The organism is Salibacterium halotolerans (assembly GCF_900115625.1).
Taxonomy (GTDB): Bacteria; Bacillota; Bacilli; order Bacillales; family Marinococcaceae; genus Salibacterium; species Salibacterium halotolerans.
On the sequence record NZ_FOXD01000010.1, the window covers coordinates 91,615 to 118,451 of the forward strand.

General features: G+C 48.6%; 24 protein-coding genes. 13 read left to right on the forward strand and 11 right to left on the reverse strand.

Going from position 1 to position 26,837, the window contains the following annotated elements; translation table 11 throughout:
- Positions 1-48 precede the first annotated feature (48 nt).
- Positions 49-1,014 (forward strand): 2-hydroxyacid dehydrogenase, encoded by a 966-nt coding sequence (locus tag BM124_RS10055; protein WP_093337263.1) that lies wholly within the window; start codon positions 49-51, stop codon positions 1,012-1,014.
- 386 nt (positions 1,015-1,400) lie between these two features.
- On the opposite strand, the gene BM124_RS10060 is transcribed toward BM124_RS10055, so the two are convergent.
- Positions 1,401-2,753: an alanine/glycine:cation symporter family protein gene (locus BM124_RS10060; RefSeq protein WP_093337265.1), complete on the reverse strand. Its 1,353-nt coding sequence runs from the start codon at positions 2,751-2,753 to the stop codon at positions 1,401-1,403.
- 185 nt (positions 2,754-2,938) lie between these two features.
- Between BM124_RS10060 and BM124_RS10065 the strand changes: the two genes are divergently transcribed.
- Entirely contained in the window at positions 2,939-3,511 is a 573-nt protein-coding gene (locus BM124_RS10065; protein WP_170841086.1) for an NADPH-dependent FMN reductase, read from the forward strand.
- Positions 3,512-3,939: 428 nt separating this feature from the next.
- Here BM124_RS10065 and BM124_RS10070 read toward each other — a convergent pair whose 3' ends face one another.
- Positions 3,940-5,529, reverse strand: a complete 1,590-nt coding sequence (locus BM124_RS10070) for an acetate--CoA ligase (RefSeq protein WP_093337268.1) — start codon at positions 5,527-5,529, stop codon at positions 3,940-3,942.
- 147 nt (positions 5,530-5,676) lie between these two features.
- On the opposite strand from BM124_RS10070, the gene BM124_RS10075 reads away from it, so the two are divergent.
- Together BM124_RS10075 and BM124_RS10080 are read left to right on the forward strand one after the other, a co-directional pair.
- Positions 5,677-7,317: an acetolactate synthase large subunit gene (locus tag BM124_RS10075; RefSeq protein WP_170841087.1), complete on the forward strand. Its 1,641-nt coding sequence runs from the start codon at positions 5,677-5,679 to the stop codon at positions 7,315-7,317.
- 13 nt (positions 7,318-7,330) lie between these two features.
- Positions 7,331-8,767: an aldehyde dehydrogenase family protein gene (locus BM124_RS10080; RefSeq protein WP_093337272.1), complete on the forward strand. Its 1,437-nt coding sequence runs from the start codon at positions 7,331-7,333 to the stop codon at positions 8,765-8,767.
- Between the two features lie 105 nt (positions 8,768-8,872).
- Here BM124_RS10080 and BM124_RS10085 read toward each other — a convergent pair whose 3' ends face one another.
- The 5 genes from BM124_RS10085 to BM124_RS10105 all read right to left on the reverse strand — a co-directional run bounded on the left by BM124_RS10085 (position 8,873) and on the right by BM124_RS10105 (position 13,669).
- Complete coding sequence (locus BM124_RS10085) at positions 8,873-10,174, reverse strand: Glu/Leu/Phe/Val family dehydrogenase (RefSeq protein WP_093337273.1); 1,302 nt, start codon at positions 10,172-10,174, stop codon at positions 8,873-8,875.
- Between the two features lie 198 nt (positions 10,175-10,372).
- The gene (locus BM124_RS10090) at positions 10,373-11,203 is read right to left on the reverse strand and encodes a manganese catalase (RefSeq protein WP_093337275.1); all 831 of its coding nucleotides are present in this window, start codon (positions 11,201-11,203) and stop codon (positions 10,373-10,375) included.
- A gap of 14 nt (positions 11,204-11,217) precedes the next feature.
- Entirely contained in the window at positions 11,218-11,583 is a 366-nt protein-coding gene (locus tag BM124_RS10095) for a DUF2512 family protein (RefSeq protein WP_093337276.1), read from the reverse strand.
- A gap of 129 nt (positions 11,584-11,712) precedes the next feature.
- Positions 11,713-12,942 (reverse strand): DNA polymerase IV, encoded by a 1,230-nt coding sequence (locus tag BM124_RS10100; protein ID WP_093337277.1) that lies wholly within the window; start codon positions 12,940-12,942, stop codon positions 11,713-11,715.
- A gap of 58 nt (positions 12,943-13,000) precedes the next feature.
- Positions 13,001-13,669 (reverse strand): haloacid dehalogenase type II, encoded by a 669-nt coding sequence (locus BM124_RS10105; protein ID WP_093337279.1) that lies wholly within the window; start codon positions 13,667-13,669, stop codon positions 13,001-13,003.
- A 128-nt stretch (positions 13,670-13,797) separates the two neighbouring features.
- Between BM124_RS10105 and BM124_RS10110 the strand changes: the two genes are divergently transcribed.
- From BM124_RS10110 to BM124_RS10120, 3 genes are all read left to right on the forward strand, one after another.
- A complete protein-coding gene (locus BM124_RS10110; RefSeq protein ID WP_093337280.1) occupies positions 13,798-14,088 on the forward strand; it encodes a hypothetical protein in 291 nt (96 codons plus the stop codon).
- A gap of 151 nt (positions 14,089-14,239) precedes the next feature.
- Positions 14,240-15,493, forward strand: coding sequence for an ATP-grasp domain-containing protein (locus tag BM124_RS10115; RefSeq protein WP_093337282.1), 1,254 nt, complete (start codon positions 14,240-14,242; stop codon positions 15,491-15,493).
- A gap of 26 nt (positions 15,494-15,519) precedes the next feature.
- Positions 15,520-17,499, forward strand: coding sequence for a hypothetical protein (locus BM124_RS10120; protein ID WP_093337283.1), 1,980 nt, complete (start codon positions 15,520-15,522; stop codon positions 17,497-17,499).
- A 109-nt stretch (positions 17,500-17,608) separates the two neighbouring features.
- Here BM124_RS10120 and ablB read toward each other — a convergent pair whose 3' ends face one another.
- Together ablB and BM124_RS10130 are read right to left on the reverse strand one after the other, a co-directional pair.
- A complete protein-coding gene (gene ablB, locus BM124_RS10125; RefSeq protein WP_093337285.1) occupies positions 17,609-18,460 on the reverse strand; it encodes a putative beta-lysine N-acetyltransferase in 852 nt (283 codons plus the stop codon).
- Positions 18,461-18,629: 169 nt separating this feature from the next.
- Positions 18,630-19,019: a rhodanese-like domain-containing protein gene (locus BM124_RS10130; RefSeq protein WP_093337286.1), complete on the reverse strand. Its 390-nt coding sequence runs from the start codon at positions 19,017-19,019 to the stop codon at positions 18,630-18,632.
- Positions 19,020-19,239: 220 nt separating this feature from the next.
- Here BM124_RS10130 and BM124_RS10135 point away from each other — a divergent pair, with 220 nt between their 5' ends.
- Positions 19,240-19,569 carry a metal-sulfur cluster assembly factor gene (locus BM124_RS10135; protein ID WP_093337288.1) on the forward strand — a complete coding sequence of 110 codons (330 nt, stop codon included), beginning with the start codon at positions 19,240-19,242 and terminating at the stop codon, positions 19,567-19,569.
- Between the two features lie 82 nt (positions 19,570-19,651).
- Here BM124_RS10135 and BM124_RS10140 read toward each other — a convergent pair whose 3' ends face one another.
- The gene (locus tag BM124_RS10140; protein ID WP_093337289.1) at positions 19,652-20,695 is read right to left on the reverse strand and encodes an alcohol dehydrogenase catalytic domain-containing protein; all 1,044 of its coding nucleotides are present in this window, start codon (positions 20,693-20,695) and stop codon (positions 19,652-19,654) included.
- Positions 20,696-20,719: 24 nt separating this feature from the next.
- Positions 20,720-22,372: a glycerol-3-phosphate dehydrogenase/oxidase gene (locus tag BM124_RS10145; protein ID WP_170841089.1), complete on the reverse strand. Its 1,653-nt coding sequence runs from the start codon at positions 22,370-22,372 to the stop codon at positions 20,720-20,722.
- 212 nt (positions 22,373-22,584) lie between these two features.
- Here BM124_RS10145 and BM124_RS10150 point away from each other — a divergent pair, with 212 nt between their 5' ends.
- From BM124_RS10150 to BM124_RS10170, 5 genes are all read left to right on the forward strand, one after another.
- On the forward strand, positions 22,585-23,532 hold the full coding sequence (locus BM124_RS10150) for a sugar-binding transcriptional regulator (RefSeq protein WP_093337292.1): 948 nt from the start codon (positions 22,585-22,587) through the stop codon (positions 23,530-23,532).
- A gap of 103 nt (positions 23,533-23,635) precedes the next feature.
- On the forward strand, positions 23,636-24,040 hold the full coding sequence (locus BM124_RS10155; RefSeq protein ID WP_093337294.1) for a transcriptional regulator GutM: 405 nt from the start codon (positions 23,636-23,638) through the stop codon (positions 24,038-24,040).
- On the forward strand, positions 24,028-24,570 hold the full coding sequence (gene srlA, locus BM124_RS10160) for a PTS glucitol/sorbitol transporter subunit IIC (RefSeq protein WP_093337295.1): 543 nt from the start codon (positions 24,028-24,030) through the stop codon (positions 24,568-24,570). The genes BM124_RS10155 and srlA overlap by 13 nt, the downstream gene beginning before the upstream one ends.
- Positions 24,571-24,614: 44 nt before the next feature.
- The gene (gene srlE, locus BM124_RS10165) at positions 24,615-25,658 is read left to right on the forward strand and encodes a PTS glucitol/sorbitol transporter subunit IIB (RefSeq protein ID WP_093337297.1); all 1,044 of its coding nucleotides are present in this window, start codon (positions 24,615-24,617) and stop codon (positions 25,656-25,658) included.
- Between the two features lie 177 nt (positions 25,659-25,835).
- Entirely contained in the window at positions 25,836-26,819 is a 984-nt protein-coding gene (locus BM124_RS10170; protein WP_093337298.1) for a thiamine pyrophosphate-dependent dehydrogenase E1 component subunit alpha, read from the forward strand.
- Positions 26,820-26,837: the final 18 nt, after the last annotated feature.

Consider the following 26,837-nt stretch of genomic DNA (forward strand, 5'->3'; position numbering starts at 1 on the left):
ATATTATGATGAATGTATTAAAAACCTTGGAGAAAGCGGGGAACGTTCATGGACAAGCCTTATGTATTTATCACAAGACGCATGCCCAAAGATATTACGGCACGCCTGGAAGCATCGTGCCGGGTTTCAATGTGGGAGTATGAAGATATTCCTGTAACGCCGGACAGACTGAAAGAAGAAATAAAACAGGCCGACGCGCTTTTTTGCAACGTCTCTGACCGAATCGATACAGACATGTTGAACAAGGCCGAACACTTAAAGGTCATTGCGACGATGGCTGTCGGTTATAATAACATCGACATTCAGGCCGCGGCGGATAAAGGTATCCAGGTGGCGCATACGCCGGGTGTTTTGACGGAAACAACCGCTGATTTAACGTTTGCGCTGTTGATGGCGTCCGCGAGAAGGCTTCCTGAAGGTATAGACATCATTAGAAACAATGAATGGGGCGCATGGGCACCTTTCTTTTTGACCGGCCCGGACATTCATCATGCAAGGATCGGAATCATCGGTATGGGGCGTATCGGGGAAGCTGTGGCCAGACGCGCTGCAGGCTTTAACATGGACATTGTGTATCACAATCGTTCCCCAAAACCCGAAGAGGAGGAATCACTCGGCGCCTCGTATGCCGGTATGGATGAACTGTTAGCCACCAGCGATTTTGTATGCGTACAGACGCCGTATACAAAAGAAACCCATCATTTGATTGGTCGGAACGCTTTGCAGAAAATGAAAAAAGACGCGGTACTCATTAACACTTCGCGTGGGGCGGTGGTGGATGAAACGGCGCTTTATGAAGCGCTGAAAGCAGGTGACATCCGTGCCGCCGGCCTTGACGTGTTTGAAAACGAGCCGATTCGCGCCGACCATCCGCTTCTCACTTTACCAAACGTCACCGCGCTCCCCCACATCGGCAGTGCCAGTGAAGACACCAGACAGCAGATGGCCGAAATGACAGCGGATCATATTCTGGAAGCCCTCAGCGGGGAAACGGTTTCCAACAAAGTTGTCTAATCACGACAAGAGGATACCAGGTAAAAAACACCGGGATGGAACAAAAAGATGCAGGCCTCAGGGAGTGAAGCCTGCATCTTTTTGATGGTTGATGGATACTGCCTTTAGTGTCCACCGGTGTTGTTTTGGAGGACACTAAGACACGGAGACGGGCGGATAGTGGCTCTTCATACCTGCCCGTACCCACTATCCGTCAATTTCAGTACGGTAGTTGCCATGAAACACTATTCTGCGGACACGAACTTCTCCTTTTACGCTGATAGTGGACACAGACAGGGCTGGTAGGGTAAAGAAGGGAACATGTCATATAAAAAGATTCCCAAAAACAAGCACCCGCCTATCTCTCATGATAAGCGGGTGCTTGTTGTGAGCTGTGTTTAATGCTGTTATCCGCTCTCTTCCTGCCGTTTTACTTTCAGAAAATGGGTGGTTTCTGCCACGACAATTCCGGAGAGTCCCAGCAGGCCGATCAGGTTGGGAGCGGCCATCAATCCGTTCATCACATCAGCGAGAGCCCAGACGGTTTCCAGATTCAGTACGGCCCCGGCTAAAATGGCTGCCGTGAACACGAGCCGGTACGTGAGGATCGAAACAGGCTTGTTGGTAAGATAGTAGATACAGCGTTCCCCGTAATACGACCAGCCGAGTATTGTGGAATAACAGAAGAAAATCAGCCCGATGGACACAATGAGAGAGCCCGCCGGTCCGAGAAAGAATTCAAACGTAGATGACGTAAGCGCGGCTCCTTCCACATCCGAACCCAGTCCTTGGTACTGTCCACCCATGACGAGGGCAATGCCCGTTATTGAACAGATGATAATCGTATCGATAAATACCTGGGTCATGGAGACAAGAGCCTGCCGCCCCGGGTAGTCTGTTTTGGCGGAGGCGGCTGCGATGGGTGCGGAACCGAGTCCCGCCTCGTTTGAAAACACACCCCGGGCAACTCCCATCTGAATCACAACTCCGATTGCTCCACCGGCTGCTGCCTGACCGGTAAAGGCGTCTGATAGTATCAAACCAACGGCTGAAGGGACGGCCTCTAAGTGGAATAAAATAATACCAAGACCGGCTGCTACATACGCCACCGCCATGAATGGAACGATGACCGAGACAACTTTACCAATTGTCTTGATCCCTCCGAGAATAACGATTCCTACAAGAACCATCAATATGACTCCGGTAGCCAAATCAGGAAATCCCCAATTGGACTGAAGAACCTCTGCTACGGAGTTCACCTGAACGGTGTTGCCGATCCCAAACGATGCCCCTATGGCAAAAACCGCAAACAATACCGCAAGCCATTTCCAGCCGAGTCCTTTTTCAATATAGTACATCGGTCCTCCCGCCATCTCCCCTTTGTCGTCTTTGATCCGGTATTTGACGGCAAGAATTGCTTCCGCGTATTTGGTTGCCATCCCGAAAAGGGCGGATACCCACATCCAAAGCACCGCACCTGGACCACCCACCACAACGGCGGTCGCCACACCGGCAATGTTTCCGGTACCCACGGTTGCAGCAAGAGCCGTCATTAGAGACTGGAAGTGGGAAATATCACCTTCAGAGGATTGGTCTTTTTTCCGGAAGACGAGTCTGAGCGCGTAAGGAAGCATGGAAATCTGCAGGAATCCAAGCCTCACTGTAAGAAAAATGCCGGTACCGACGAGCAGAATTAAAAACGGCGGCCCCCAGACAAAATCACTGATTGTTCCGAGTATCTCTTGTACATTCAACAACATTCTCCCCTTTGCCGTGTGATGAACCCATCACTGAAAATATTCTATTTTTCATTTTAAACATGAAGGATACAGCTAATATACCAGATTGGAAACAGATGTAACATACAAAAATGCCCGGTCCGTGCCTTTTGCCCTTTTTTGTAGATATGGTACGCTTAATACTAAAGGAAAAGAGGAGGCAGATCATGACAACAGACAAAAAGAACATATTGGGGATTGCAGGAAGTCTCCGGCAGGATTCATTCAATCGTAATATCCTTAGGGAAATGGCTCAACATACGCCCGATGGGATGGACATTTCGATTTTCAACCTGAAGCATATTCCTCTTTTTAACGCAGATCTGGAAGAAAACGGTGACCCTGAAGCGGTGGAGGATTTTAAGGATGCCGTCAAGGAAGCGGATGGCTTTCTTATTGTGACGCCGGAATACAGCCACGGGATGCCGGGTGTACTCAAAAATGCACTGGACTGGGCTGCCAGTGTGACCAATATAAATGTGTTGGACCAGAAACCGGTGTATGTGCTCGGTGCTTCTCCTGCCCCGCTTGGGACGGCGTTTTCCCAGGCACAGGTGAAACAGACACTGGCCGCAGCCGGATCTTTTGTCCTTCAGCAGCCGGAACTTTATATCGGCAAAGTTCCAAATAAACTGGATGACGCCGGCAATCTTCAGGATGAAAGAACACAGACCAAACTGCATGAAGCACTCGAAGCTTTTGACAACTGGATTGACACGATGAACCGAGGTAAACAGTAACAAAGGTCAGGTATCTGGAGCCGGGCTGCGGTTGTTCCGGGAGTAAACGGCTCTGTGGATACTAAACCGCCGGTCAGCATACATAGTGTTTACGGAAGTGGGGGCGGGGGACACTATGACTCCATCCCCTGCAGTTAATGTCCAATGATTTTTCCCGGGGCCCGCTAATTCATCCATTCAACGGTGTAGTGTCCACCAAACGGTACCCCGTGGACACTACGTGCTTGTTTTTCGGTGGTAGTGTCCACGGGCGGATGAACGACAGCAAAAAGGCCCCGCTAAAATACTCGGTATGCGCTGCAGGCGGACGTTGCTCCTCCAGAGCACAAGAACGGCATCAAAAGCCGCCAGCTTCTGCTCCTGTCCCCGGTTACATATTTTTTAGCATAGAAAAGGAGCTGTACCTTTTGATACAGCTCCTTCTTTTTTTATTGTTTCCGGTCCGGGTCCTGCCGGCGCAGATCGATACGCCGGATTTTACCGGTATTTGTCTTTGGCAGATCCTCGACAAATTGGATCCTGCGAGGATATTTGTATGGCGCAGTTAATTCTTTCGTGTGATCCTGCAGTTCTTTTTTCAAATTGTCCTCTGTCCCTGGAGAAGGCTGCTCTTTCAGCACGACAAAAGCTTTGACGACATTCCCGCGGATCTCATCCGGACTGGCAGTAACAGCACACTCTTTGACGGCTTCATGTGAGTTCAGTGCATCTTCCACTTCGAATGGTCCGATCGTATAGCCGGAACTGATGATGATGTCATCACTGCGTCCTTCGAACCAAAAATAACCGTCCTCATCTCTGAACGCCTGGTCTCCGGTGAGGTACCAATCTCCCCGGAAAGTGTCCTGCGTACGCTCCGGTTCTTTAAAATATTCTTTGAATAGAGCGGGGCAGTCTTTATGCACAGCTATGTCACCGGCTTCTCCCGCCGGAACCGAGGTACCGTTTTCGTCAATGATATCGACCGGATTCCCCGGTGTCGGTTTCCCCATGGATCCCGGTTTAATCTCCATACCGGTCAGCGTACCGACGAGAAGGGTGTTTTCCGTCTGCCCGTATCCGTCCCGGACATCGGCATCAAAAGCCTGTTTGAATGTTTCAATGACCTGCCGGTTCAGCGGTTCCCCGGCGGAAACGGTACTGCGGAGTTTCCCCAGATCATAACGTTCGAGCTGCTCGACTTTTGCCATCAGTCTGTATTCTGTCGGAGTGCAGCAAAGAGCATGGACACCTTCATTCTGAAGCAGTTCAAGGTATGTTTCCGGGTCAAACCGGCCGTGATAGACAAAGGCAGTGGCTCCGAGTGTAATGGTGGATAAAAGCGGGCTCCAGATCCATTTCTGCCATCCGGGTGCAGCAGTGGCCCAGACGATATCCCCCTCCCGGACATCAAGCCATTCCCTGGCTGCGGTGCGGACGTGTGCATAAGCCCATCCGTGGGTATGCACTACCGCTTTAGGATGCCCGGTGGTTCCGGATGTATAGGAGAGAAAGGCCATATCCTCCCGTTTTGTTTTTTCACCTTGGTACGTTTCCGGGTGCTCCTTTGTCAGCGGTTCAAACGTCGTCCAGCCTTCTTTTTCCCCGCCGAGTACGAACTTGTGCTTCAGAGACGGGAGTGGTTCTGTGATGCTGTCCATTTCCTCAGTCACGTTGTGGAAGGCGGCTATACCTTTTGCTTTTGCATGATGAATGCGGTAGACAAGGTCCTTGGCACGCAGCATCGCCGAACACGGAACGGCCGTTATTCCCGCTTTCAGGCAGGCAAGATGAATCATATATGCTTCCGGCAGTCTCGGAAACATCAACAACAGACGGTCCCCTTTTTGAAAGCCCTGTCCGATAAGGGTGTTTGCATATTGATTGGTCTTTCGTACCAGTTCAGCGTAGGAAATATTTATTCTATTTTGGTTTTCATCCAGCCAGCGCACCGCTGTCCGTGTCTCATCTCCAGCGAATCGTTCCAGATCGTCGGTGATGTTATATGTGTCGGGTGCAATTAAGTTTCGTCCTTTCAATTATTCCCCTCCGTTCATATGGAATCCCTTCTATTATACTAGAAAATACAGCGGAAGAAACATGAAAATGGTTTTGTGGAGCTGTGACACCTATGTTTAAATTTTTGTTTCCTGCAAAAGCTAAAACAATAATGCGTACAGGAAAGGATGGGTGTTTTGAATACGGCGGAACTGCTTATAACATGTCTTGAAAACGAAGGAATTGAATATATGTTTGGAGTGCCGGGGGAAGAAAATATTGATTTGATGGATGCTTTGATTGATTCCAGGATTGAATTCATCGTCACCAGGCATGAAACCGGGGCTGCGTTTATGGCGGGGACCTACGGGCGTCTGACCGGTAAACCGGCTGCGTGTCTGGCGACTCTCGGCCCAGGCGCTACCAATTTAATGACCGGTGTTGCCAATGCCAATATGGATAACAGTCCGCTGATTGCGATTACAGGGCAGGCCGGATTGAATCGTCACCACAAAATATCGCACCAGCATTATGATCTGGTTTCGATGTACAAGCCTGTAACGAAATGGAATACCCAGATAAAATCAGCGGATACCGTTCCGGAAATCGTTCAAAAAGCGGTGGAGCAGAGCACAAGGGAAAAGCCGGGAGCGGTTCATATTGACCTTCCTGAAGATGTAGCCGGAATGGAAGCCGCCGGTTCGCCGCTGCCCGTTCGATCGACTGCAAAGGTGAAAGCATCAGAACAAAATATGAATAAAGCACTCGAGATAATCAACCGTGCGGATCATCCCTTAATTCTTGCCGGCAACGGTATTGCCAGAGCCGGTGCTGCAAAGGAACTGCTTGAACTCGTTGAAAAGCAGCATATCCCTGTCGTGCAAACATTCATGGGAAAAGGAGCTCTGCCGCGCGATCACGAAAGAAATCTGCTTACAGCCGGTTTGAGCGGAAATGATTACATCACTTGCGGTTTCAGGGAAGCGGACCTGATTATCACCGCCGGCTTTGATATGGCGGAATACCCGCCCCAAAATTGGAATCCGGACGGACGGACGCCGATTCTTCATGTGGACAGTAAGGAAGCGGAAGTCGATGCGTACTATCCGCCAGCCGTTCAGATTACCGGCTGTATCCGGACGAATCTGACAGCTCTTACTCAGTCTCTGCCCTCTCAAACAAGAGATATAGAGTGGGTGAAAAACGTCCGCACCCAGGCCCTTCAGGAGCTGTCCTCGTTTCAGGAGAGTGAAGGTTTTCCGGTGAAACCACAGAAAATTATTGCTGATCTGCGGGATGTTTTAAATGAGGAGGATATTGTTATCTCCGACGTCGGAGCACACAAAATGTGGATGGCCCGGATGTATCATACCTCCCATCCCAACACCTGCCTCATTTCCAATGGTCTTGCTTCTATGGGTATTGCTGTGCCGGGAGCGGCAGCAGCTAAAATGGTTCACCCGGAACGGACGGTTGTTGCAGTCTGCGGAGACGGCGGCTTTCAGATGACGGGAGCAGAACTCGAAACAGCCGTACGTATGAATCTGCCGGTCATTATTTTATTGTGGAGAGACAACGGCTACGGCTTAATTGAGTGGCATCAGAAACGTTATTTCGAGCGTACATCCCATATCTCCTTTGGTAATCCGGATTTTACGGAACTCGCCCGTGCTTATGGACTGAAAGCTTACGGAATCAGTCATGCAAAAGAACTGAAGCCTGTTATGGAGGAGGCTGTTTCCCTGCAGAAGCCGGTACTGATTGACTGCCCGGTCGATTACAGCGAGAACATGAAACTAACTGAAAAACTTGGAAACATCCTTTGTTAGGGGGACATGCTGAATGAGGATTGGATCAATCATTGACGGTATAGAACGAACGGAGTCCCGCCGGCCGGCGATGTACGTAAAAAACCCATATAACCAGGAACAGCTGGCCGAGTTAATTCCTGCAGACGAACAGGATGTGAAAGAGGCTGTGCAGAACAGCAGAGACACTTTTCACTCTGTTATGAAGCAGATGCCGGCTCATAAGAGGGCTGATATTCTCCGCCGGGCAGCTGACCTTTTGCAGGAAAGGTCGGACTCGTTTGCGGAAGTGATTATGCTCGAAGCCGGCAAACCAATCCGCCACAGCAGAGCAGAAATAGATCGCTCCGTCCAGGTGCTGCGTTTCGCTTCAGAACAAACGAAACACATGACCGGTGAAGTACTTCCAATGGATGCAGCGGTCGGCGGGGCAGGCCGGAAAGGGTTTGTGAAACGGGAACCGCTCGGTGTGGTCGGAGCCATCACACCGTTTAATTTCCCGTTAACCCTGTCGCTTCATAAAATCGCTCCTGCTTTGGCGGCAGGAAATACCGTTGTTTATAAACCGGCAGAAAAAACACCTTTGTCTGCCTATAGGCTTGTACAGCTGCTGCAGGAGGCGGGACTTCCCAAGGGTGTGCTGAACTTGATTATCGGTACGGGACAAGAGACAGGTGTTCCGCTTACCAGAGATGACCGGGTGCAGAAAATCACGTTTACCGGAAGCCTGCCGGTTGGACGTTCCATCCGGAAAGAGGCGGGTTTTAAGAAAGTGACATTGGAACTGGGGTCGAATTCCCCGAATCTTATTTTTGAGGATGCTGATTTAGATCATGCTGTGGAAACGCTTGTTAAAGGAGCATTTGCCTTTTCCGGACAAGTCTGCATTTCCGCCCAGCGTGTTTATGTCCAGCGTACGATATACGAAACATTCCTGGACCGGTATGTACAGCAGACCGAAGCATTAAACGTCGGGGATCCAGCGGAGGAAACGACCGATATCGGTCCGATGATTAATGAGAACGAAGCAGAACGGGCCCAGCAGTGGATTGAAGATGCGGCAGCCAAAGGAGCGATTGTTCAGACTGGAGGAAGTCGAAACAAAACTATGCTGACGCCGACGATTATGACGAATGTAACCTCCAACATGAAAATCACGGCCGAAGAAGTATTTGCGCCCATCGTATCAATCATTCCTTTTGAAACGGAAGAAGAAGCAGTTTCGATGGCAAACGATTCGATCTACGGGCTGCAGGCTGGTGTGTTCACAAAAAATATCAACCGTGCGTTCCGTACAGCGGACCGGCTGGAAACCGGAGGTGTGTGGATTAATGACATTTCAACTTATCGTCAGGACAACCATCCATATGGAGGTGTAAAACAAAGTGGGATCGGCAGAGAAGGAGTGAAGTATGCGCTCGAGGACATGACGGAGCTGAAATTTATCGGTATTCGTTTGCAGGAGGAGTGAACGTAAAAAAAGGCAGGCATGACATGACGGATACGACCTTCTGAAAAAACGTTTCAACTTGAAAAGACGGAGCAGGGGCTTTCTCCCCAGCTCCGTCTTTTGGCGTCATTTGTCATATGGTTCTTCAATCCATCCGCGTGCATGGAAGGCTTCTGTGATTTGATGGATGCCGGCAGTATAGGCGGCCTGACGCATCCGAATTTGTTTCTCTCTACGTATGTCGAGGACCTTCTGAAATCCCTCTTTCATTTTTTCGGTGAGCTTCGCATTCACTTCGTCTTCTTTCCAATAATAATTCATCGCGTTCTGAACCCATTCGAAGTACGAGACCGTCACCCCCCCGGCATTACACAAAATATCCGGGATAACAAATATGTCTTTTTCTTCCATTATTTTATCTCCCTCAGGGGTGGTTGGTCCGTTAGCGGCTTCTGCCACTATTTTTGCCTGGATGGCAGGTGCGGTATTTTTTGTGATTTGATTTTCTACGGCTGCCGGAATAAAAATGTCAACGGGAAGTCCAAATACATCCTCGTTTGTTAAAGGATCGGCATCGGGATACGTATGAACCACATTTCCCTTTTTGACGAATTGCTGTATGTCCGGAATGTCAAGTCCGTTTTCGTCATAAATACCGCCATGGGCATTGGTAATGCCGGTGATTTTCACCCCGAGATGGTGTAAAAACTCAGCTGTCATGCTGCCGACATTGCCAAATCCCTGCAGGGCGGCTGTGGCACCATTCAGCTCCATACCGAGGACGCTGGCTGCTTCCTGAATGGTAATCGAAACCCCTCGTCCTGTTGCAGCCAGCCTTCCTGCCGAACCGCCGATAATGACGGGTTTCCCTGTGAGCATTCCTGGAATATTATGGCCGCGCAGTTTGTCATATTCATCAATCATCCAGCCCATCACTTTCGGACTTGTATTGATATCAGGTGCCGGTATATCTTTTTGGGGACCGATAAGGGGGGTGATTTTTTCGATATAAGTACGGCTTAATGTTTCCAGTTCACGTTCGGAAAGTTCATCAGGATCGACGATGATGCCGCCTTTGCCGCCTCCGAACGGAAGGTTGAGGATCGCCGATTTTAAAGACATCCAGATAGACAGTGCTTTGACTTCGTCCGCATTCACATCAGGATGGAATCGAATTCCTCCCTTGGTCGGTCCGAGAATATCGAGGTGTTGAGAGCGGTATCCGGTGAAATTCTCGATGCGTCCGTCATCCATACGAACAGGAATGGAAACCTCCAGAACTCTCATCGGCTGTTTCAGTAAATGGTACACATTTTCGTTTAGTCTCAGTGCAGTGGTAGAATCTTTTAACAGTCCCTGGACAATGTCATATGGATTTTTCAAATGGGTGGTAATATCAGCTTCTGCTTTGTCTTTTCTTGATTGCAATGGAAAAACCATCCTCCTTATTCTAATATACAGTTCATTCTTACTAATGCTGGGTCATTTTCCCTCCGGCATTATGTAGAAAAAATATGTCATCATGAATAGAAAAGCCTGAAAAGATGAAAATCCCATCTTTTCAGAGCAATTCTTATTTTTGGTTCTGCTGTCCCATATTATTTTCTCCAGGCTGTTTCTTTTCATTCACAGATTGTCTGGAAACAGAGGCGTGTCATGAACATAAGGAGGCGCGGGATGTAAAGAGGGGACTTGTCCCATTGGCTTCGGGTTTCCATCGTATTCAAATGTGCTTTGGTTATCCATAGTTGTCCCACTTGCCCATCGTCCGGTTTGGCTTTGGGTTCCCTCTGAAAAATTCATGAACGAATAAGCCACTTCCTGTTTTTCCTTTTCTTTTGGAAAAGTGGAAGGGACAACAACAGACTGCTGCTGCTCCAACTCTTCGATGGCAGCCATCCATTGATTTTGGTGCATGGTATCTCTGGCGATTAAGAAGGACAGCATGTCTCTCACACCTTGGTCAGTGGTGGATTCATACAAACGGACAACCTGCAGTCTGCCTTGGGACTCGGCATTTAAATTGGCCCGGAAATCGGCCAGCAGGTTCCCGCTTGCGATCGTATATCTTGAATTCCACGGATAGCCGGAGCTGTCGGTCGGCTGGGCTCCCAATCCTGACACAATGATATGCTGGGGATTCATGCCGCCCATAACTGCCCCTAAGACGGGATCCTCGGCTGCATTTTCCTGGGTTTCCACCGGCGCGGAATCCAGCAGCTGTGCGATCATGGTCGCCAGCATCTCGACATGGGCAATTTCTTCGGTTCCTATATCAAGCAGCATATCCCGGTATTTTTCATTTCCGCGGCAGTTCCAGCCCTGAAAAAGATACTGCATAGCTACGGTTATTTCTCCAAACTGCCCTCCCAACACTTCCTGCAGCTTTTTGGCGTATACGGGATCCGGTTTATCAGGTTTTGCATTATACTGAAGTTCTTTTTTGTGATAAAAAATGATAAACGCTCCTTTCAGGAATATACTTTTGGATTTTTAGAAATAACAGCATTGATGACATATTTATGAAAAAACCATTCTCCTGCCCCGATAATGATTCCGGACAGCAACGCTAAAATAAAGGGTACAGGCTCATTCAAAATATACGGACCGACAAGCCAGATTACCAATGTGCATAATCCGATGTCAGCTAAGGTGGAAACAGTATTATTTGTTGCTTTTAATATGAATAAATCCCCGATTACATAAGCAGTCCCTGTCACAATGAGGGCCAGCCCGGCTGTATTCCAGAACGGATATCCACCGGCTGGTAACAGGACAACAAGCAGAATCAGGAGTGTAAGGACGGTTTTGATGCCAAGGGCTGTAACATGATTCACGTGCCTTCCTCCTTTCATCAGCTTAGGTTCTACAGAACGACAGGAATTATGCGGCCGGAAATGAGGGAGGGACAGCATTATCTTTGAAATCTGTGGAAGTGCAGGAGGATGGATGTTGTGCAGCGCTCCTTATTTGTAATGACCGCCGATTTTCTGTGCCCGCAGTAACGCCTGGCCGGCTTGTGTGAGGGAGGAAGCGTGCAGGACGGCGGCACTGCCGAAGCGCTGTTTTAAGTGATCGATGGTATGGTTCAGGCTTTCTTTGTCCTGAAGCGGGGAAAACAAAGAAAGCTGGCGGAACGTATCGGGAACAAGCTGGTCCAGCGTAATCCCGACACTGCGGAGGGGAAATCCCGTCCAATGCTCACGGAATAAGCGGCACACCGTTTCATAAATGACGGTTCCATCGTTGGTGTAATCCATCAGTTTCTCCTGCCGGTGAAAGCCGGCGGGATAATCAAAATCGTGCCCGCCGGCGCCGGCTGAAACGGTGCAGCCCATGCATCCATCGGCGCGCACCCGGCGTGCCACCTCTTCACTCAGTTCGCGCAGAACGACACGGATTTCCTCCCAGCTGTAATAATCACGCGCCAGTGTCATATGGTGGCCGATTCCTTTACGGTGGACATGGGTATCGGTGGTAACCGGGGAGGAATCGCGCCCGTACGCGGTATGCCAGATTAATTCACCATTGATGCCCCAGCGTTTCTGCAGCTGTTCCAGTGGAAAGGCGGCAAGCTGTCCGATGGTGCGGATGCCCATGTTTCGCAGGTGTTTCTCCATTCTGCTTCCGACGCCGAATAAATCGCCGACAGGTCTGGGCCACAGCTGCTGCTGCAGGTTGGCATCAGAAAGGGTGAACATTTCCCCGGGCGTTTTTTTGGCAAAGTGGTCACACGCCATTTTGGCAAGAACCTTTGTCGGACCGATACCGACCCGGGCATTCACGCCGAGCATCCGCTTCACCTGCCGTTTCAGAAGACGGGCGGCTTCTTCGGGGCTCTCATCCGGACGGAGCACGTGTGTCATTTCCACGAAAATTTCATCGACACTGTACGGTTCCACCTGATTGCTGACCGCTTCGAAAACGGCGGCGATTTCAACAGATGCATCAAGATAAAGCTGCATGCGTGGTTTGATCACCGTAAGATGCGGGCATTTATTCTCCGCTTCCCACAGCGCCTCGGCCGTCTGCACTCCCCATTTTTTCGCCTCCGGACAGGCGGCCAGAATGACACCGCTTCGAATGTCCGGATCTCCCGCGACAACGACGGGCTGTTCCTCGAGGTCCGGCCGGAATACTTTTTCGAGACTGGCGTAAAAAGACTGCATATCGACAAGAAAAATAGTGCGTTCCATAGTCACCGCTCCATGATGATGATTGTATGTTTCAGTGTAAGGGAACGCATGTTCTTTATCAAGAGGTAGATTCTTCTAATGGGGATAAGGAGTGCCACTCGGCATCCGGGGGGAGCTGCAGCTCTTCTACCGGTGCGCCGCTGCGGTTCACCCATGCAGTCGTGAAGCCGAATGCTTCAGCCCCGCTGATGTCCCAGCCGTTGCTTGATAAAAATGTAATGTCGGACCGGCGGGCATGGACTTCATCGAGGATCAGCTGGTAGGAAGCAGGAGATGGTTTGTACTGCTTAATATCGTCCACACTGATCACAGCGTCAATGAAGGAGCGGATACCGCCGTTACGAAGCAGCGGTTCCAGCATATCCCTTGTCCCGTTGCTGAATACGATAACGCTTCTGCCGTTTTGTTTCAGTGTCTGGAGCACACGACTGCTTTCAGGAAAGAGGTCGAGGGACTGGTAGGCCTTCATCAAAGTGTTTTCTGTATCCTCTGACAAGGTTGTACTGACGGATGCCGAGGCATAACGAAGCGCATCCCGTGTCACCTGTTCAAAGGAGCGGTATCTGCCCATCGCCTGGCGCAAAAAGGTGTATTGTATCTGTTTTTCCCTCCATATCCTGCTTAACGCTTCTCCTTTTTCTCCTGCGGCGCGCTCGCACGCTGCAGTGATGGAATGCACATCAAATAAAGTGCCGTATACATCGAAGACGTATGTATGACTCTGCATCGTAAATTCCTCCTTTTATTTATGCTTTTCCCGGTACCGTCTTTATTCATGCAGCCAGGATTTCATGTTTAAAATCGTAACAGCAGGGAACGCAGATTAAGTACGTATTCATTTTAAGGAGGCTCACGATGAAAATCGATAAAATCTTTTTGGGAAAAGACGAACGGATAACATTTGATACCGCTGAACTGACGGTTAAAAATAATGATCCCGAGCAGTGGGAAGCTGTTATTTACGGCGTGGAAAACCAGCGCTTTTTCATGGAAGCACTGCGGGACAGCCGTAAAGAACATTTGATATTTGAAACCGAACAAGGCACGATGGACGGCATGGTGGCTGTAGAAGGACTGGATCCGGCTTCTACGGAAAACGTGGTGACCGTGACCGGCGCAGGCACCCTGAACGGCTACAAAAAGTAACTGCAAAAGCGTCCCGGGCTGTTTTTACAGTCCGGGGTTTTTTATGTCAAAGCGGTGTTTTTCTTTTTGATCCTGCTCATAAAGTTCGGCATTCCCGGTAAAAATAGCATCATGCAGACAGCTAAAAGTGATGAAAAGGGGATGCGGGAATATGACAAGCACACAGAACGATAATCAGTATAAAACAGCACTTATCGGATGGAGTCTTCCATCCATTGAGGCAGCAGACGAACTCGGCCGTCCTTTTGTCATTGTAGGGCCGCCGCACTGTGAGCAGTATGCTGAAAAATATGACCTTCCTTTTATTGCGTGGGATTTTGATCATTATAAGAAACATTATTCTATGGAAGACGTATGGGAGCAGAGTGAAGAGCTTTATCAGTTACTGAAAGAGGAGAATACAGGGCTTGCAGTGCCGTTATTTGAGGATACCGTAGAGTGGGCCGCGGCTGTTAATGGAAGAATTAAGGAAGACCCAAAAGTTTTCAGGCACTCCCTTCTTTTCCGTCATAAAGGAAAAATGAAACGGAGAGCTCTTTTGGGAGGGCTGAAAGTCGGTGTGTTCGAAGAAGCCAATAATAAAGAGGAAGTGAAGCAGTTTTTCCGCCGGGTTAATGACGCGATGTTGAAAGCCGGGGAGGAAGAACAGGATCCCGTTCACGTGAAGGCATTTGATAAAGCAGGGGATGTCGGCCACCGGATTATCCGTACCGAGGCCGATATTGACGCTTTAGAGGATGAGGCATTTCCAAATCTTGTGGAAAGCCACCTGGACGGGGTGGAAGTGTCCTGCGAAGTATTTGTGCATAACGGTACGATTCAGTTCCTCAACATTACCGAATATATTGTATTCGGCTATTCCATGATGGCACCGCCGTCTCCGGAAATCGAGAAGCAGCGTAAAAAAATCAGAGGCGCTGTTCAGGCGCTGATCCGGGCATTTGATATCCAGTACGGTCTCATTCATCCTGAATTTTTCATTGATGAAGAAGGAAAAATCAGCTTCATAGAGGTGGCTGCCCGCATTCCAGGCGGCAATATCTTTGATTTAATTAAGAAAACGTACGACTTCAATCCATTTCAGGCACACATCCTTTGTTCCGATCCAAATACGAGTGAAGAGGAACTGCAGTCGTTTTTTCCGAAAGAACGCAAATCCAAAGGGCATGCCGGCAGCCTGATGGTGTACCCCAGGGTAAAGACCATCGAGAAGCTGCATGTGCCGGAGGAACTGGAAGAACACCCTGGGTTTGACCGTCACACGATGTTCACCCCTGCGCAGCGCAAAGTTCCTGAAATGGAAGGATTCGGGAACCCGCAAGGTGTTGTGTTTTTCCATCATGACAACCACGACCATGTGAGAGAACCATTGCGGGATTATGTTGATTTTGACTTTTACATCTAACCCTGAAAAATGAAAGGAGATTGCACATGGCAGTTCAAATGAACACAGGCGGGGAAGAAGAAACGCTCAAACAGGCATTTGAAACATTAAACCAGGCAGCGCCTTATGCCAAAGATATGTACCAGACCCACTTTTTTCAGACAGCGAAAAAGATGGCGGAGAAAGAAAAAGGAATGCAGCAGCTTTATGAATATGCGCCGCGATTCGAAGAAGCAGGGGTGTTTGAGGGAGGACCGTGGGAAGAGCCGTCCAAGCTGCAGCCGGCTCTTGTCAACGGTTCGCTGAGAGCGGACGGGGTGGAATCCATCGTCGCGCTCCTCAGTGAACTGCGAATGATTTCACTGGCACAGCAAAAACATACACACCCTGAAGTAAGTGCGTCCGACGCGAAAAAATATCTCAATGAAGTGATGGCGAACAATCTGGACTTTATTTTTCCCGAAGAAACAGATGAGACAGACAAGCAGGAGCAGCAGGGGAAAGAAACGGAGCGGGCCCAGAATCTGTTTGCCTTGATGGTGGATGAATTGTCGCTGCAGTCCATTTCAAGCACGTTGATTGATGAAATCAAGCGGTTGATGGTACAGCGTCCGATTATGACGGACAGAGTCCGGTTGATGATCAGAAAAGCGGAGCAGCTGCTTCATGAAGACGTGGATGAACAGGACAGAAAAGCAATTGAGACGTTTCACCACGCGATTTCCACCGTGACTAAGCGGGCGAAGGAAAGTCAAAGTGTGAATGAATACCGCAGCAGTCTGCAGGATCTTGATGAACAGGCGCTGAGCGGGGAAGCATCGGCTTTCGGGCAGTCAATGAGGGACACGGGTCTCGTATCGCCGTATCATGTGGCGCTCGTCCGGTATCTCAACCGCAATGCCGATATAAAAACGATGCAGGAGGCGCTTGGATTAAGCAGCAAAGGAAAATCCCACCTGAAGGAACATTTTGAAACGGTGCAGGAGCTGATCAAGGTTTCCATCCATCTGCCGACCCGTCAGTCCCTGTACGGCCTGGCCCGTATGCTGGAGCGGGGGGTGCTGTCCCAGCCTCCGGTACTTCCCGGACTCCGCCGGCTGATTGATCTGGATATTAAACAGGATGTCAGAAAAACATTGATGGAAGCATCAGACAGTGAACAGGAAGGATTGACAGCAGGCGATGTACTGACAGCCGGCGTCATCAGTGTTTTGGGGCAGCCGCTTGGCATCGGTCAGGGTCTGAATCCTACCTGTCAGAGTGCGCGGGCCCTCAGTCTCTGGTCGATTCATGACCCGGGATATCTCCTCGAACTGGTTCCAAGAGCGGCAAGGGATGGAGATATTGATATGACATTTGAAGGTCAGACGATTCATTCGAAAGATCTGCCAGGCGGGCTGGCCCCGGAACTTCATAAAGAACTGGATCCGGTTTCGCTCGTTCTCGTGCCGCATCTTGACAGAATTTACGCCGACATGGTCCGGCGCGTGCAGTTCCGCGGCGATGATCCGCATAAGTGGGTAAATCCAGCCTTTTACGGGGACTGGATAGCGAAAGCATTCAGCAAAGTATTTCAGCACAACACACAGAATGTTATCGATTATCAAGGCTTTGTGCGTCTGTTTTACGCAACGCACCACCGGGATTACAATGAAGGCCACGAAATGATTTATCCCAATCCGGTCGGCATCTGTGTAACGACCGTGTACGGAAACTTTCTCGGTTTCCACGCCATTACGATTCAGCGGATTGCGTATGACCCTGATGATACGTACCGTGTCTATTTCTACAACCCAAATAACGACAGTTCCCAGAACTGGGGGCAGGGCATCGAGCCAAGCGTCCGTGGGCATGGAGAAAAAGAGGGAGAATCGTCCCTGCCTTTTCATGAATTTGTTTCCCGGCTTTATGCCTTTCATTATAATCCGTATGAGCAGGGAGATTCGTTTGCTGTTGAAAAGGAAGTCGTGGAAAAAATTGAACAGCTTGCCAGGGAAAGCTGGGGTCAGAAATTTCAGTGGGTATAAAATGGTCCGCGGGGTGTGCTCCCCGCGGATTTTGATTTATCAGGAAAACGGATGCACGAATCAGCATTTTGAGGCGGGCCGTCATGTAAACAGCAGAGCTCCTAGCGTATCAGACAGTGCGGAGCTGACGGTACCATACATTCATTGATTCGAGTCGGCCTGCTATGTTACTGTTACGCACCATTTTACCGCCGTACTCAAATCCGTGATACACGTTCACCAGATTCATTCCAAACGACAGAGAGCGAGAATAGGAAAAAAGGGACCAAAGCCCCCGGCGCTCCATCTGCTGGATCAGGTAGGAAAACTGAGTACTTAACAGTCCTTGATTCCGGTGCTCCGGATGTGTGGCGCAGTCACTCATCTCAGCACTCTGAAAAGGCGCAAGCACATCGGCGGAACATGCGCTGACGATGCTGCCTTCATATTCCATGATGGTAAAGTACACTTCCTCTTTCATGACCTTCCGGATAAATTCGGGATCATGCATAGGGGTGGGATAGGTTTGAAAGACGGCTCGATAAAGACGTGCCATTTCCTCTGCGTCGTTTTCACCCGGATGACGCATCGTATAGCCTTTTGGAAAAAAAGAGCGGTTTTTTTCGGCAGGGAGGTCGAAGGCATTCTTCAGTACGTTATCTTCTTGCAGTCGGTCCACATGATAAGCCCGCTGCGGATTAAGGAACCAGGAATAGATAAAAGCATCTATGCCGCGGAAAAAACCCTTTATCTCTCCTTCGTGAATGAAGGGAGCCTTTTTAAATCGGTGCCGTTCTCTGTTCTTTACGTAGAAGATCAGTTTGTCGCAGTTTTGTTCCACCGCAAGATCATAGAGCGATGCAAGATACGCATTCCATTGCGGAAAAGGAGGCAGTTTATACACCTTGATCCGATGACTGAACGATTCAATGACTATATCTTCTTTCAAATGAGTCGACCAGCGCTGGGTGAGGATATTCATGGCGGCCCTCCGTTTTTTGTAAAAATCGCCGTCGCTTCGGCGTACTATACAATAGATACGACCGCAAAACAGAGATTAGAATGAAATTTTTCAAAATGTGGCGTTTTCCGCCGTAAAAAAACCCCGAATGCAGGGGGGATCTGCCTTTCGGGGTGTAAAAACCGGATATTCAACTGCAGTCGACAGAAGCCGTGGAGCAGTCCGGCTGACCGGCGCAGACTACTGCAAATCCTGAGACAAAAAATCCTTGTTTATGAAGGAGACGTATGCTTAAATTACGCGAAACCTTATCAGGGGCAACAACAAACACCTTGTTCGCATCAATGGTTTGAATATGACGTTTTAAATAAGGATAGGGAAGCAGATGCGCATTCTTTACAGGAAAGTGATCGGCCTCCTGGTAGTCACGGACATCCAGAATGATGGTTCCCTCCGGCAGAGGCTGCTCGGGGAGCGGCGCACTTTTCACACCGGAAACCGGCATCCATCGCTGATAAAAAAAGATAATTAGACCGAGACTGATAATTCCAAGCAGCAAAGCTGGCCACAGCAGCATCATTCTGTAGTACCTCCACTAGGTTATTAGGAAAAGATTGTACCATACAGAATTGTATCGGCACCTTCATCGTGAATCAAATGAAATGCATGTGGTAAAACCTTAATTAGTATACTATATATACAAGCTTTACGGATAGACCCGCGTCAGGAAAAGACAAATTTATTTTTTTAATAGTGGATGTTTGTTAAAGTGAAGGTAAGGAAAAAAAGGAGGTGTCTGGATGGCCGAAGAAATGACGGAGTTCGAAGAACGAGTGATGGCTGAACTGGAAAACGTAACAGATCCGGAACTCGGCATTGATATTGTAAATCTGGGCCTTGTTTACGGCGTGGATGTAGATGAAGAGAGTAATGTGAAAATCACTATGACACTGACAGCGATGGGCTGCCCACTGGCTGAAACCATCGTCAGTGATATCAGATACTCCCTCAAAGACCTGCAGGAGTTCGGAGAAATCAGCGAAATTGATGTAGATATTGTATGGACTCCGCCTTGGACGAAAGATAAAATGTCCCGTTACGCCAAGATTGCCCTTGGAGTTCCGGACTGATAAACAACCCCGGAATGCCGCGCAGCCACGCGGAACCGGGGTTGTTTTTTGAAATGACGCTGTCGTGTGAAGCGCAGTATTTTCATGGTTTCTGCGGCAGTACGACGCACTTCAGTCCTTCTTTTCCATCAGCGGTTCGAAAAGCAAGGTCTGTTTCATACAGGGCAAACGTATGCGTGATAAATAAGTCGAAATTTATCAAACCTTCATCAATCCATTTTACCGCCTCCATGTGGAGGTCCCTCGGGGCGCCGTGGGTACCGGTGACACGGAGCTGTTTGTAAATAATTTTATCCGTATCAAAAGGCGGGGCTTCAGCAGATTTCATTCCGGCAAAAAGAAGAATGCTCCCGGTTTTTCTCACGATATCCAATGCTTCATTCTGCAGTTCGGCGGATGGAGCGGTGACAATGACCCGGTCTGCGCCCAAACCGTTTGTCTCCTCGTTCATAATGTCAGACATGTTCTCTATCGAAGGATCGACGACACGATCTGCTCCGGCCTCTGCTGCTTTTTGTCTGCGCGGAGCGGAGCGCTGGACGGCTATCACACGTGCCGCCCCCATCCGTTTCAGAGCTGCGATATACATACAGCCGATGGCACCGGCGCCGTAAACCACGATGGTATCACCGGCTCCCGCTCCCACTTCACGAATCCCGCTTAATACACACGAAAATGGTTCGGACAGGCTGGCTTGTTCGAAACTGGTTGTTCCGGCAATTTTCTGAATCGATCCGAAACGGACAAATTCGCGCGGGAGAACCGCGTATTCAGCAAAGCCGCCATCCACCTGGTAACCGATGGAGTGTTTTTTCTCACATTGATGCCCCATGTTTTTTTGGCAGTAATAGCAGAAGCCGCATGGGATATGGGCACCGAGTGTCACACGGTCGCCTTTTTCCAAACCGGTAACCATACTGCCTGTTTCGATGATTTCACCTGCTATTTCATGACCGGTCACCCGTGGCATATCAATTCTGGAATCTCCCTGCTTGAAAATCCGGAGATCTGAACCGCATATCCCGACGGCGTGGACCTTAAGTGTTATTTCTTCAGGTCCACAGGAGGATAATGTCACCTCCCTGTATTCAAGCTGCTCTTTACCGGTTAAAGCCACTGCATACATGCCATTCGCTCCTTTCAAAAGTTGTTAAGAGTAAGGAAGAAATGTTACAGATTTCTGTAAAAGATAACGAATTCTTTCTTTTTCCCTTTCAAGACGTACCGGTTTCCATCCAAGTTCCTTTGCCATGGCGCTGCTTACCGCTTCCAGTGTTTTCGTCACCTTTTTTGGCTGAAACAACAGATAACTCGTGCGCCGGTCATAAAAATCTTCCAGCGAAGCGGCCATTTCCTGCTTTACGGTATACATGGCTTCTGCCACCGTGTTTCGTATCACGGGGTCTTCATAGAAATGGTTCACAGACTCCATCTGCTGCAGCAGTGCACCGGCATTGGATCCGTAACGAAAGACAAATTCTTCGATTTCCTGCATGGACAGCTGCAGGTGATCATACGTGCGGGCCAGACTGCTGCAATAGGCTGTTATATCCTCTGCCGATGCAAAATGTCCGCCGCTTAATGGAATACCGCTTGTGCGGGATGGCGATAGTTTAAGGTAATGGCGCTTTGCGGCATAATTCAGCACACGCTCGGCCATTTTACGGTAGCCGGTTAATTTCCCTCCGGCTATAGTGATCAGGCCTGAATCCGACTCGAAGATTTCGTCGTGCCGTGACAATTCCGAAGGTTCACTGTCGTCATAACCGATGAGAGGCCGTACACCAGCCCAGCTGGAAATGATGTCGTCCTTTGTGATGGTCAGAGCCGGGAACATATCGTGCAGACAGCCGATTAAATAATCACACTCGGACTGATAAACATGAATGTCGTCCATATCATCGTAGTAAAGCGACTCCGTTGATCCGACATAGGTTGTATCTCCTTTTGGAATAACGGCAATCATCCGGCCGTTATGTTGAAAGTAAATCGAAGACTTTACCGGCAGCGTATCATATGAAAAGACGAGGTGAATTCCTTTGGCATGAACCATATGCTTTCCGGAGACAGGTTCGTCTTTTTTCCGCACTTCATCCACCCACGGTCCCGCGGCATTAACTACCATCGTTCCGGAGACTGTAAACGTTTCTCCCGTTAACTCATCTTTTACAGCGACACCGCTTATTTGATTATTATCATCGGATGTAAAATCATACACTTCTGCATAATTCAACACGGCGGCATCCATCTCAGCAGCAGTCTTTGCCGTTTCCATCGTTAACCTGCTGTCATCGGTACGGTATTCAACATACTCTCCGCTGCCTTCGACTGTGTTTTTGTTGAATAACGGTTCTCTTTGAAAGGTCTGTTCTTTCGAATGCAGCTGGTGACGCTCTTCTTTTTTCACTCCAGCGAGCCGGTCATAGGCGGTAAGGCCGACTTTTAAGGTAAATGGATTGAATGATTCCCCCTGAATAAGCGGGAAAAGCATCTGAATAGGGTAAACAAGGTGCCTTGCATTCCGGTACACAATATCACGTTCTGTGCCGACTTCACGAACGATGGAAAATTCGTAATTTTTCAGGTACTTCAGCCCGCCGTGAATCAGCTTCCCGGAACGGCTGCTTGTTCCAAAAGCAAAGTCTTTTCTTTCAATCAAAGCTGTCTTTAATCCCCTGGCGGCCGCATCCAAAGCAATACCGCTTCCCGTAATTCCTCCGCCGATTACGATCATGTCGAACGTCACTTCGGACATGAGCCGGCGCATACTGTCACGCTGCAGAGTAGAAAAAATATGACTCAAAGGCTCTCTCTCCTTTACAAAAGTTCTTTGTAACATCATTTGTAAATATGGTAGTATCAGCATAGCGCAAGAGACAGTATTCGTCAATAAAGGGCTTACATTTTGTAATATAACGCTTAGGAAAATATGAAAACCGTTCCATAACTTAAAAATTTCCTGCTATCATGAACATAATCGTTTGTGATGACAATGGTTAAAAGGAGGCATGGCAGATGGACTGGAAAGAGCGAAGACAAATGGTCCGAATAGCCAAACTGTATCATCTGGAGAACTGGACACAGACAGAGATAGCCAAAAAAGTAGAGCTGTCCCGTCCGGTTATTTCCAAGATTCTGCAGAAAGCTAAAGAAATAGGTATAGTGGAAATTTATATTAATGATGAAACACTTCATACGGTCAAACTTGAAAATGAAATAGAAAAAAAGTACAACCTGACAGAAGCCATCGTTGCCTCTTCGGGAACTCATGGAGCGGAAGTGGTCAAACGACGAGTCGGACAGGCTGCTGCTTCCTATGTTTCCAAAAAGATAGACTCGCTGAATAGAATAGGCATTTCCTGGGGAAAATCCATGCATGCGTTCATCGATGAATTTCCGGCCCGGACGGGAGAACATGTACACCTGGTCCCTTTAATAGGCGGCATGGGGAGCAATGATGTTTATCTTCATTCCAATCACTTAACGTTTCATCTTGCGCAGAAGCTGAACACGACGTCTTCCTACCTTCACGCACCTGCCATGGTGGAAACAGAGGATTTAAAAGAGAGCTTGATGCAGTCCAGGGATATTTCAGAGGTGATAGAAGAAGGGAGGACAGTCGATCTCGCAGTAGTAGGAGTCGGCATCCCATCGGAAAAGGCTACTATGGCGGAAATGGGATACTTCAGCCCGGAGGATATTCAGTCATTAAGAGCGGGCAAGGCCATCGGAGATATGAACTCTCAGTTTTACAATAAAGATGGTGCTGAAATTGTGCATACGGTGAACAATCGAACCATTGCATTAACATTGGATGATCTGCAGCAGATTCCGGAAGTGCTGGCGGTCACAGATGGTGTCGAAAAAGTGGAAAGCCTGCATGCAGCATTGAAAAGCGGCTGCATTGATGTGCTGGTAACAGATGATGACATGGCGGGAAGGCTGCTGGAGCAGACATTCTGACCAGAGACGAACGAACTCAAAAGAAAGGTTGACAAAACTTTGAAAGCGTTTTATTATTTTTACAAAAGTTAATACAGTATACATTTGTAAAAAGGAGGGAGAAATGATGTGGGGAACATTTTTTGTAGTATTTGCTGCCATCTGGGCATTGCAATTCGTACTGACCCACCTGCAGGTGAAACATTACCAGGGGAAAATCAAAGAGATGACCCGGAAACACCAGGGCTATCTTGGAACGGGCTACTTTAAAAAAAGATTCGGAAATGGTGCGGTGATGCTGGTCGTCTGTGATGAAGAAACCAATATCAAGGAAGCCAAAGTGATGCAGGGATTAACCGTTTTTGCAAGGTTTAAAACTGTGAAAAAATTAATTGGTATGACACTGGAGGAAACAAGAGACCTTGATACGTTGACCGTAAAAGAAAGCAGTGCGCTCGCAGGTGCTGCTGACATGATTGAGAAAGAAATAAATAAGAAAAGAGAGGGGAATGAAGCATGGATTTCTTGATTACGCTTGCAGAAGGCTTTATCGGAATGTTTGAGGCCGGCGGCGAAACATTTACCGGCCTGGTAACTGATATCATCCCATTGTTAATTGTTTTAATTACAGCAGTCAATGCTGTTATCAAATTCGTCGGGGAAGAACGGGTGAACCGTTTTGCCCAGAAATGTACGAAATACTTTATTCTCCGTTATACGATTTTTCCGTTTCTGGCTGTATTCTTTTTAACCAACCCGATGTGTTATACATTCGGCCGATTTCTACCGGAACGTCAGAAACCAGCCTTCTATGATTCAACCGTATCGTTTGTGCATCCGGTTACAGGACTCTTTCCCCACGCAAACGCGGCAGAATTGTTTGTGTACACCGGAGTGGCGGCAGGTATTTCCGACATCGGCCTTTCCCAGGGTCCGCTCGCTTTAAGATTCCTTCTCGTCGGGATAGCCGTCATGCTTGTACGCGGTGTAGTGACAGAATTGATAACCAACTACATGATTAAAAATAACAAAAAGAAAGCCGAAGCAAACACGCAATAAAACGCAGCAGGATCGATCAACAAAAAATAGAGGAGGTTTAACCAATGAGTGAATACAAAGCAGTAAAAGTACACAAAGGTTCCTCGGGCTGGGGCGGACCACTCGTTATCCAGCCGGATGATAACAAGAAATACGTCGTATCCGTCACCGGTGGAGGTATTCATCCTGTAGCCCGTGAAATTGCAGATCGTACCGGTGCGACAGCGGTGGATGGGTTTGAGCAGTCGGTAGAAAAAGAAGAAATGCTGTGTGCGGTTATCAACTGCGGCGGCACGGCCAGAAGTGGTGTGTATCCACGTATGGGGGTCTTGACCATCAATGTCTTCAGTAATTCCCCGTCCGGTCCGTTGATGAAGTTCATCAAGGAAACGAACTTCGTTTCCGGTGTTGGAACCGGTAACATTGAAGATGCCGATGGAGAACCCGTCGAAGAGAGCCTGGAAGAAGCCAATGAAGAGATAGAGGATCACGAAACGGCGGATGAAAAAACGCAGAAAGTTACGAAAGAAGAAGCGAAAGAGCAGGTGGCGGAACAGGGCTACAACAAAGAAAAAGGGAAAATACCCCAGTTAATTGATACCCTTGGAAACAAGATTGGAAATGTTGTCAGCATCTTTTTCCAGTCCGGACGGGAGACGGTTGATACTGTAATTAAGAATATTCTGCCATTTATGGCCTTTGTCAGTATGCTTATAGGTATTATCAATTATACAGGCATCGGCGACTTAATCGCCAACTATGTTTCCCCGCTCGCGGGTTCCCTTACCGGTATGCTTATCCTGTCGCTTCTCGGCGCCATCCCCCTTATTTCACCGATACTCGCACCAGGTGCGGTTATTGCTCAGGTGGTTGGTGTGCTTATCGGGGTGGAAATCGGGAATGGCAATATTCCACCGCAGATGGCGCTGCCTGCATTGTTTGCAATTAATCCGCAGGTAGGAATGGACTTTATTCCTGTCGGTTTGACTCTTGGTGAAGCCGAACCGGATACGGTGGAAGTCGGAATACCAGCCGTCCTTTTCTCCCGCCTGATTACAGGGCCGATCGCTGTCGTCATAGCTTATTTCGCAAGTTTTGGTCTTTACTAAACGGGACGTCTTCCCTCTTTGTGAAGTGAAAGAGGGAGGATCTCCTTTCTTTTTTCTCTTTTTATGACATATGTTATTAACTAGAACAAAATCGAAAAACCATTTGACATTAATAATATAGAAGGTTACTATTTTTACAAAAGTAATAATAATGAACAAATGTAACGGAGGTGCACTATGCTGAAATCTGTAGAACTTCTCCCTGACAAGTCTAAAGATGAATTGACCCGAATGTTGAAGGAAAAGTGGACGATCCGCTATTTTGATGAAAAAGTGGACGAATTTTTTGCCAAAGGAATGATTCACGGGACGACACATCTTTGTGTCGGCCAGGAACCGACGGCGACCGGACCGTGCTCGGTGCTGCGGGACGAAGACAAAATTACAAGTACCCACCGCGGCCATGGTCACTGCATTGCCAAAGGAGCAGACATCAATCTGATGATGGCGGAACTCTTCGGACGCTCCACCGGCTACTGCAAAGGGAAAGGCGGATCGATGCATATTGCAGATGTCGAAAAAGGCAATCTTGGTGCCAATGGGATTGTCGGAGGCGGTATTCCGCTTGCGACCGGTGCAGCATTGACATCCAAACTGAAAAACCAGGGCGATGTGATTCTCAGTTATTTCGGTGACGGCGCCGCCAATGAGGGAAGTTTTCATGAATCGCTGAACCTGGCCTCGATCTGGGGTCTTCCGGTTGTGTTCATCTGTGAAAACAACCAATACGGCATGTCCGGTTCGGTGAAGGAAATGGTAAACATTGAGAATATTGCCGAACGAGCTTCTTCCTACGGCATCCCGGGAGTTGTGGTGGACGGCAACGATCTCATCGAAATCATGAATGAAACCCATAAAGCGGTAAAGCATGCCAGAGAAGGCGGAGGCCCTGTGCTGATTGAAGCGAAAACGTACCGCTGGAAGGGACATTCGAAATCAGATGCCCGTAAGTACCGCACCCGCGAAGAAGAGCAGGCATGGAAAGATAAAGACGGTATTAAGCGGTTCCGGGATCTTCTAATAAGCGAAGAACTGCTGACAGAAGAAGAAGCGGAGAACTTACGAAAACAAGCAAAACAGGATGTAGAAGAGGCCGTCCAATACGCAGAAGAAAGTCCGGAGCCGGGACTTGATACGCTGCTTGAAGATGTATACGCCTGAAAACGGAGCAGGAACAGG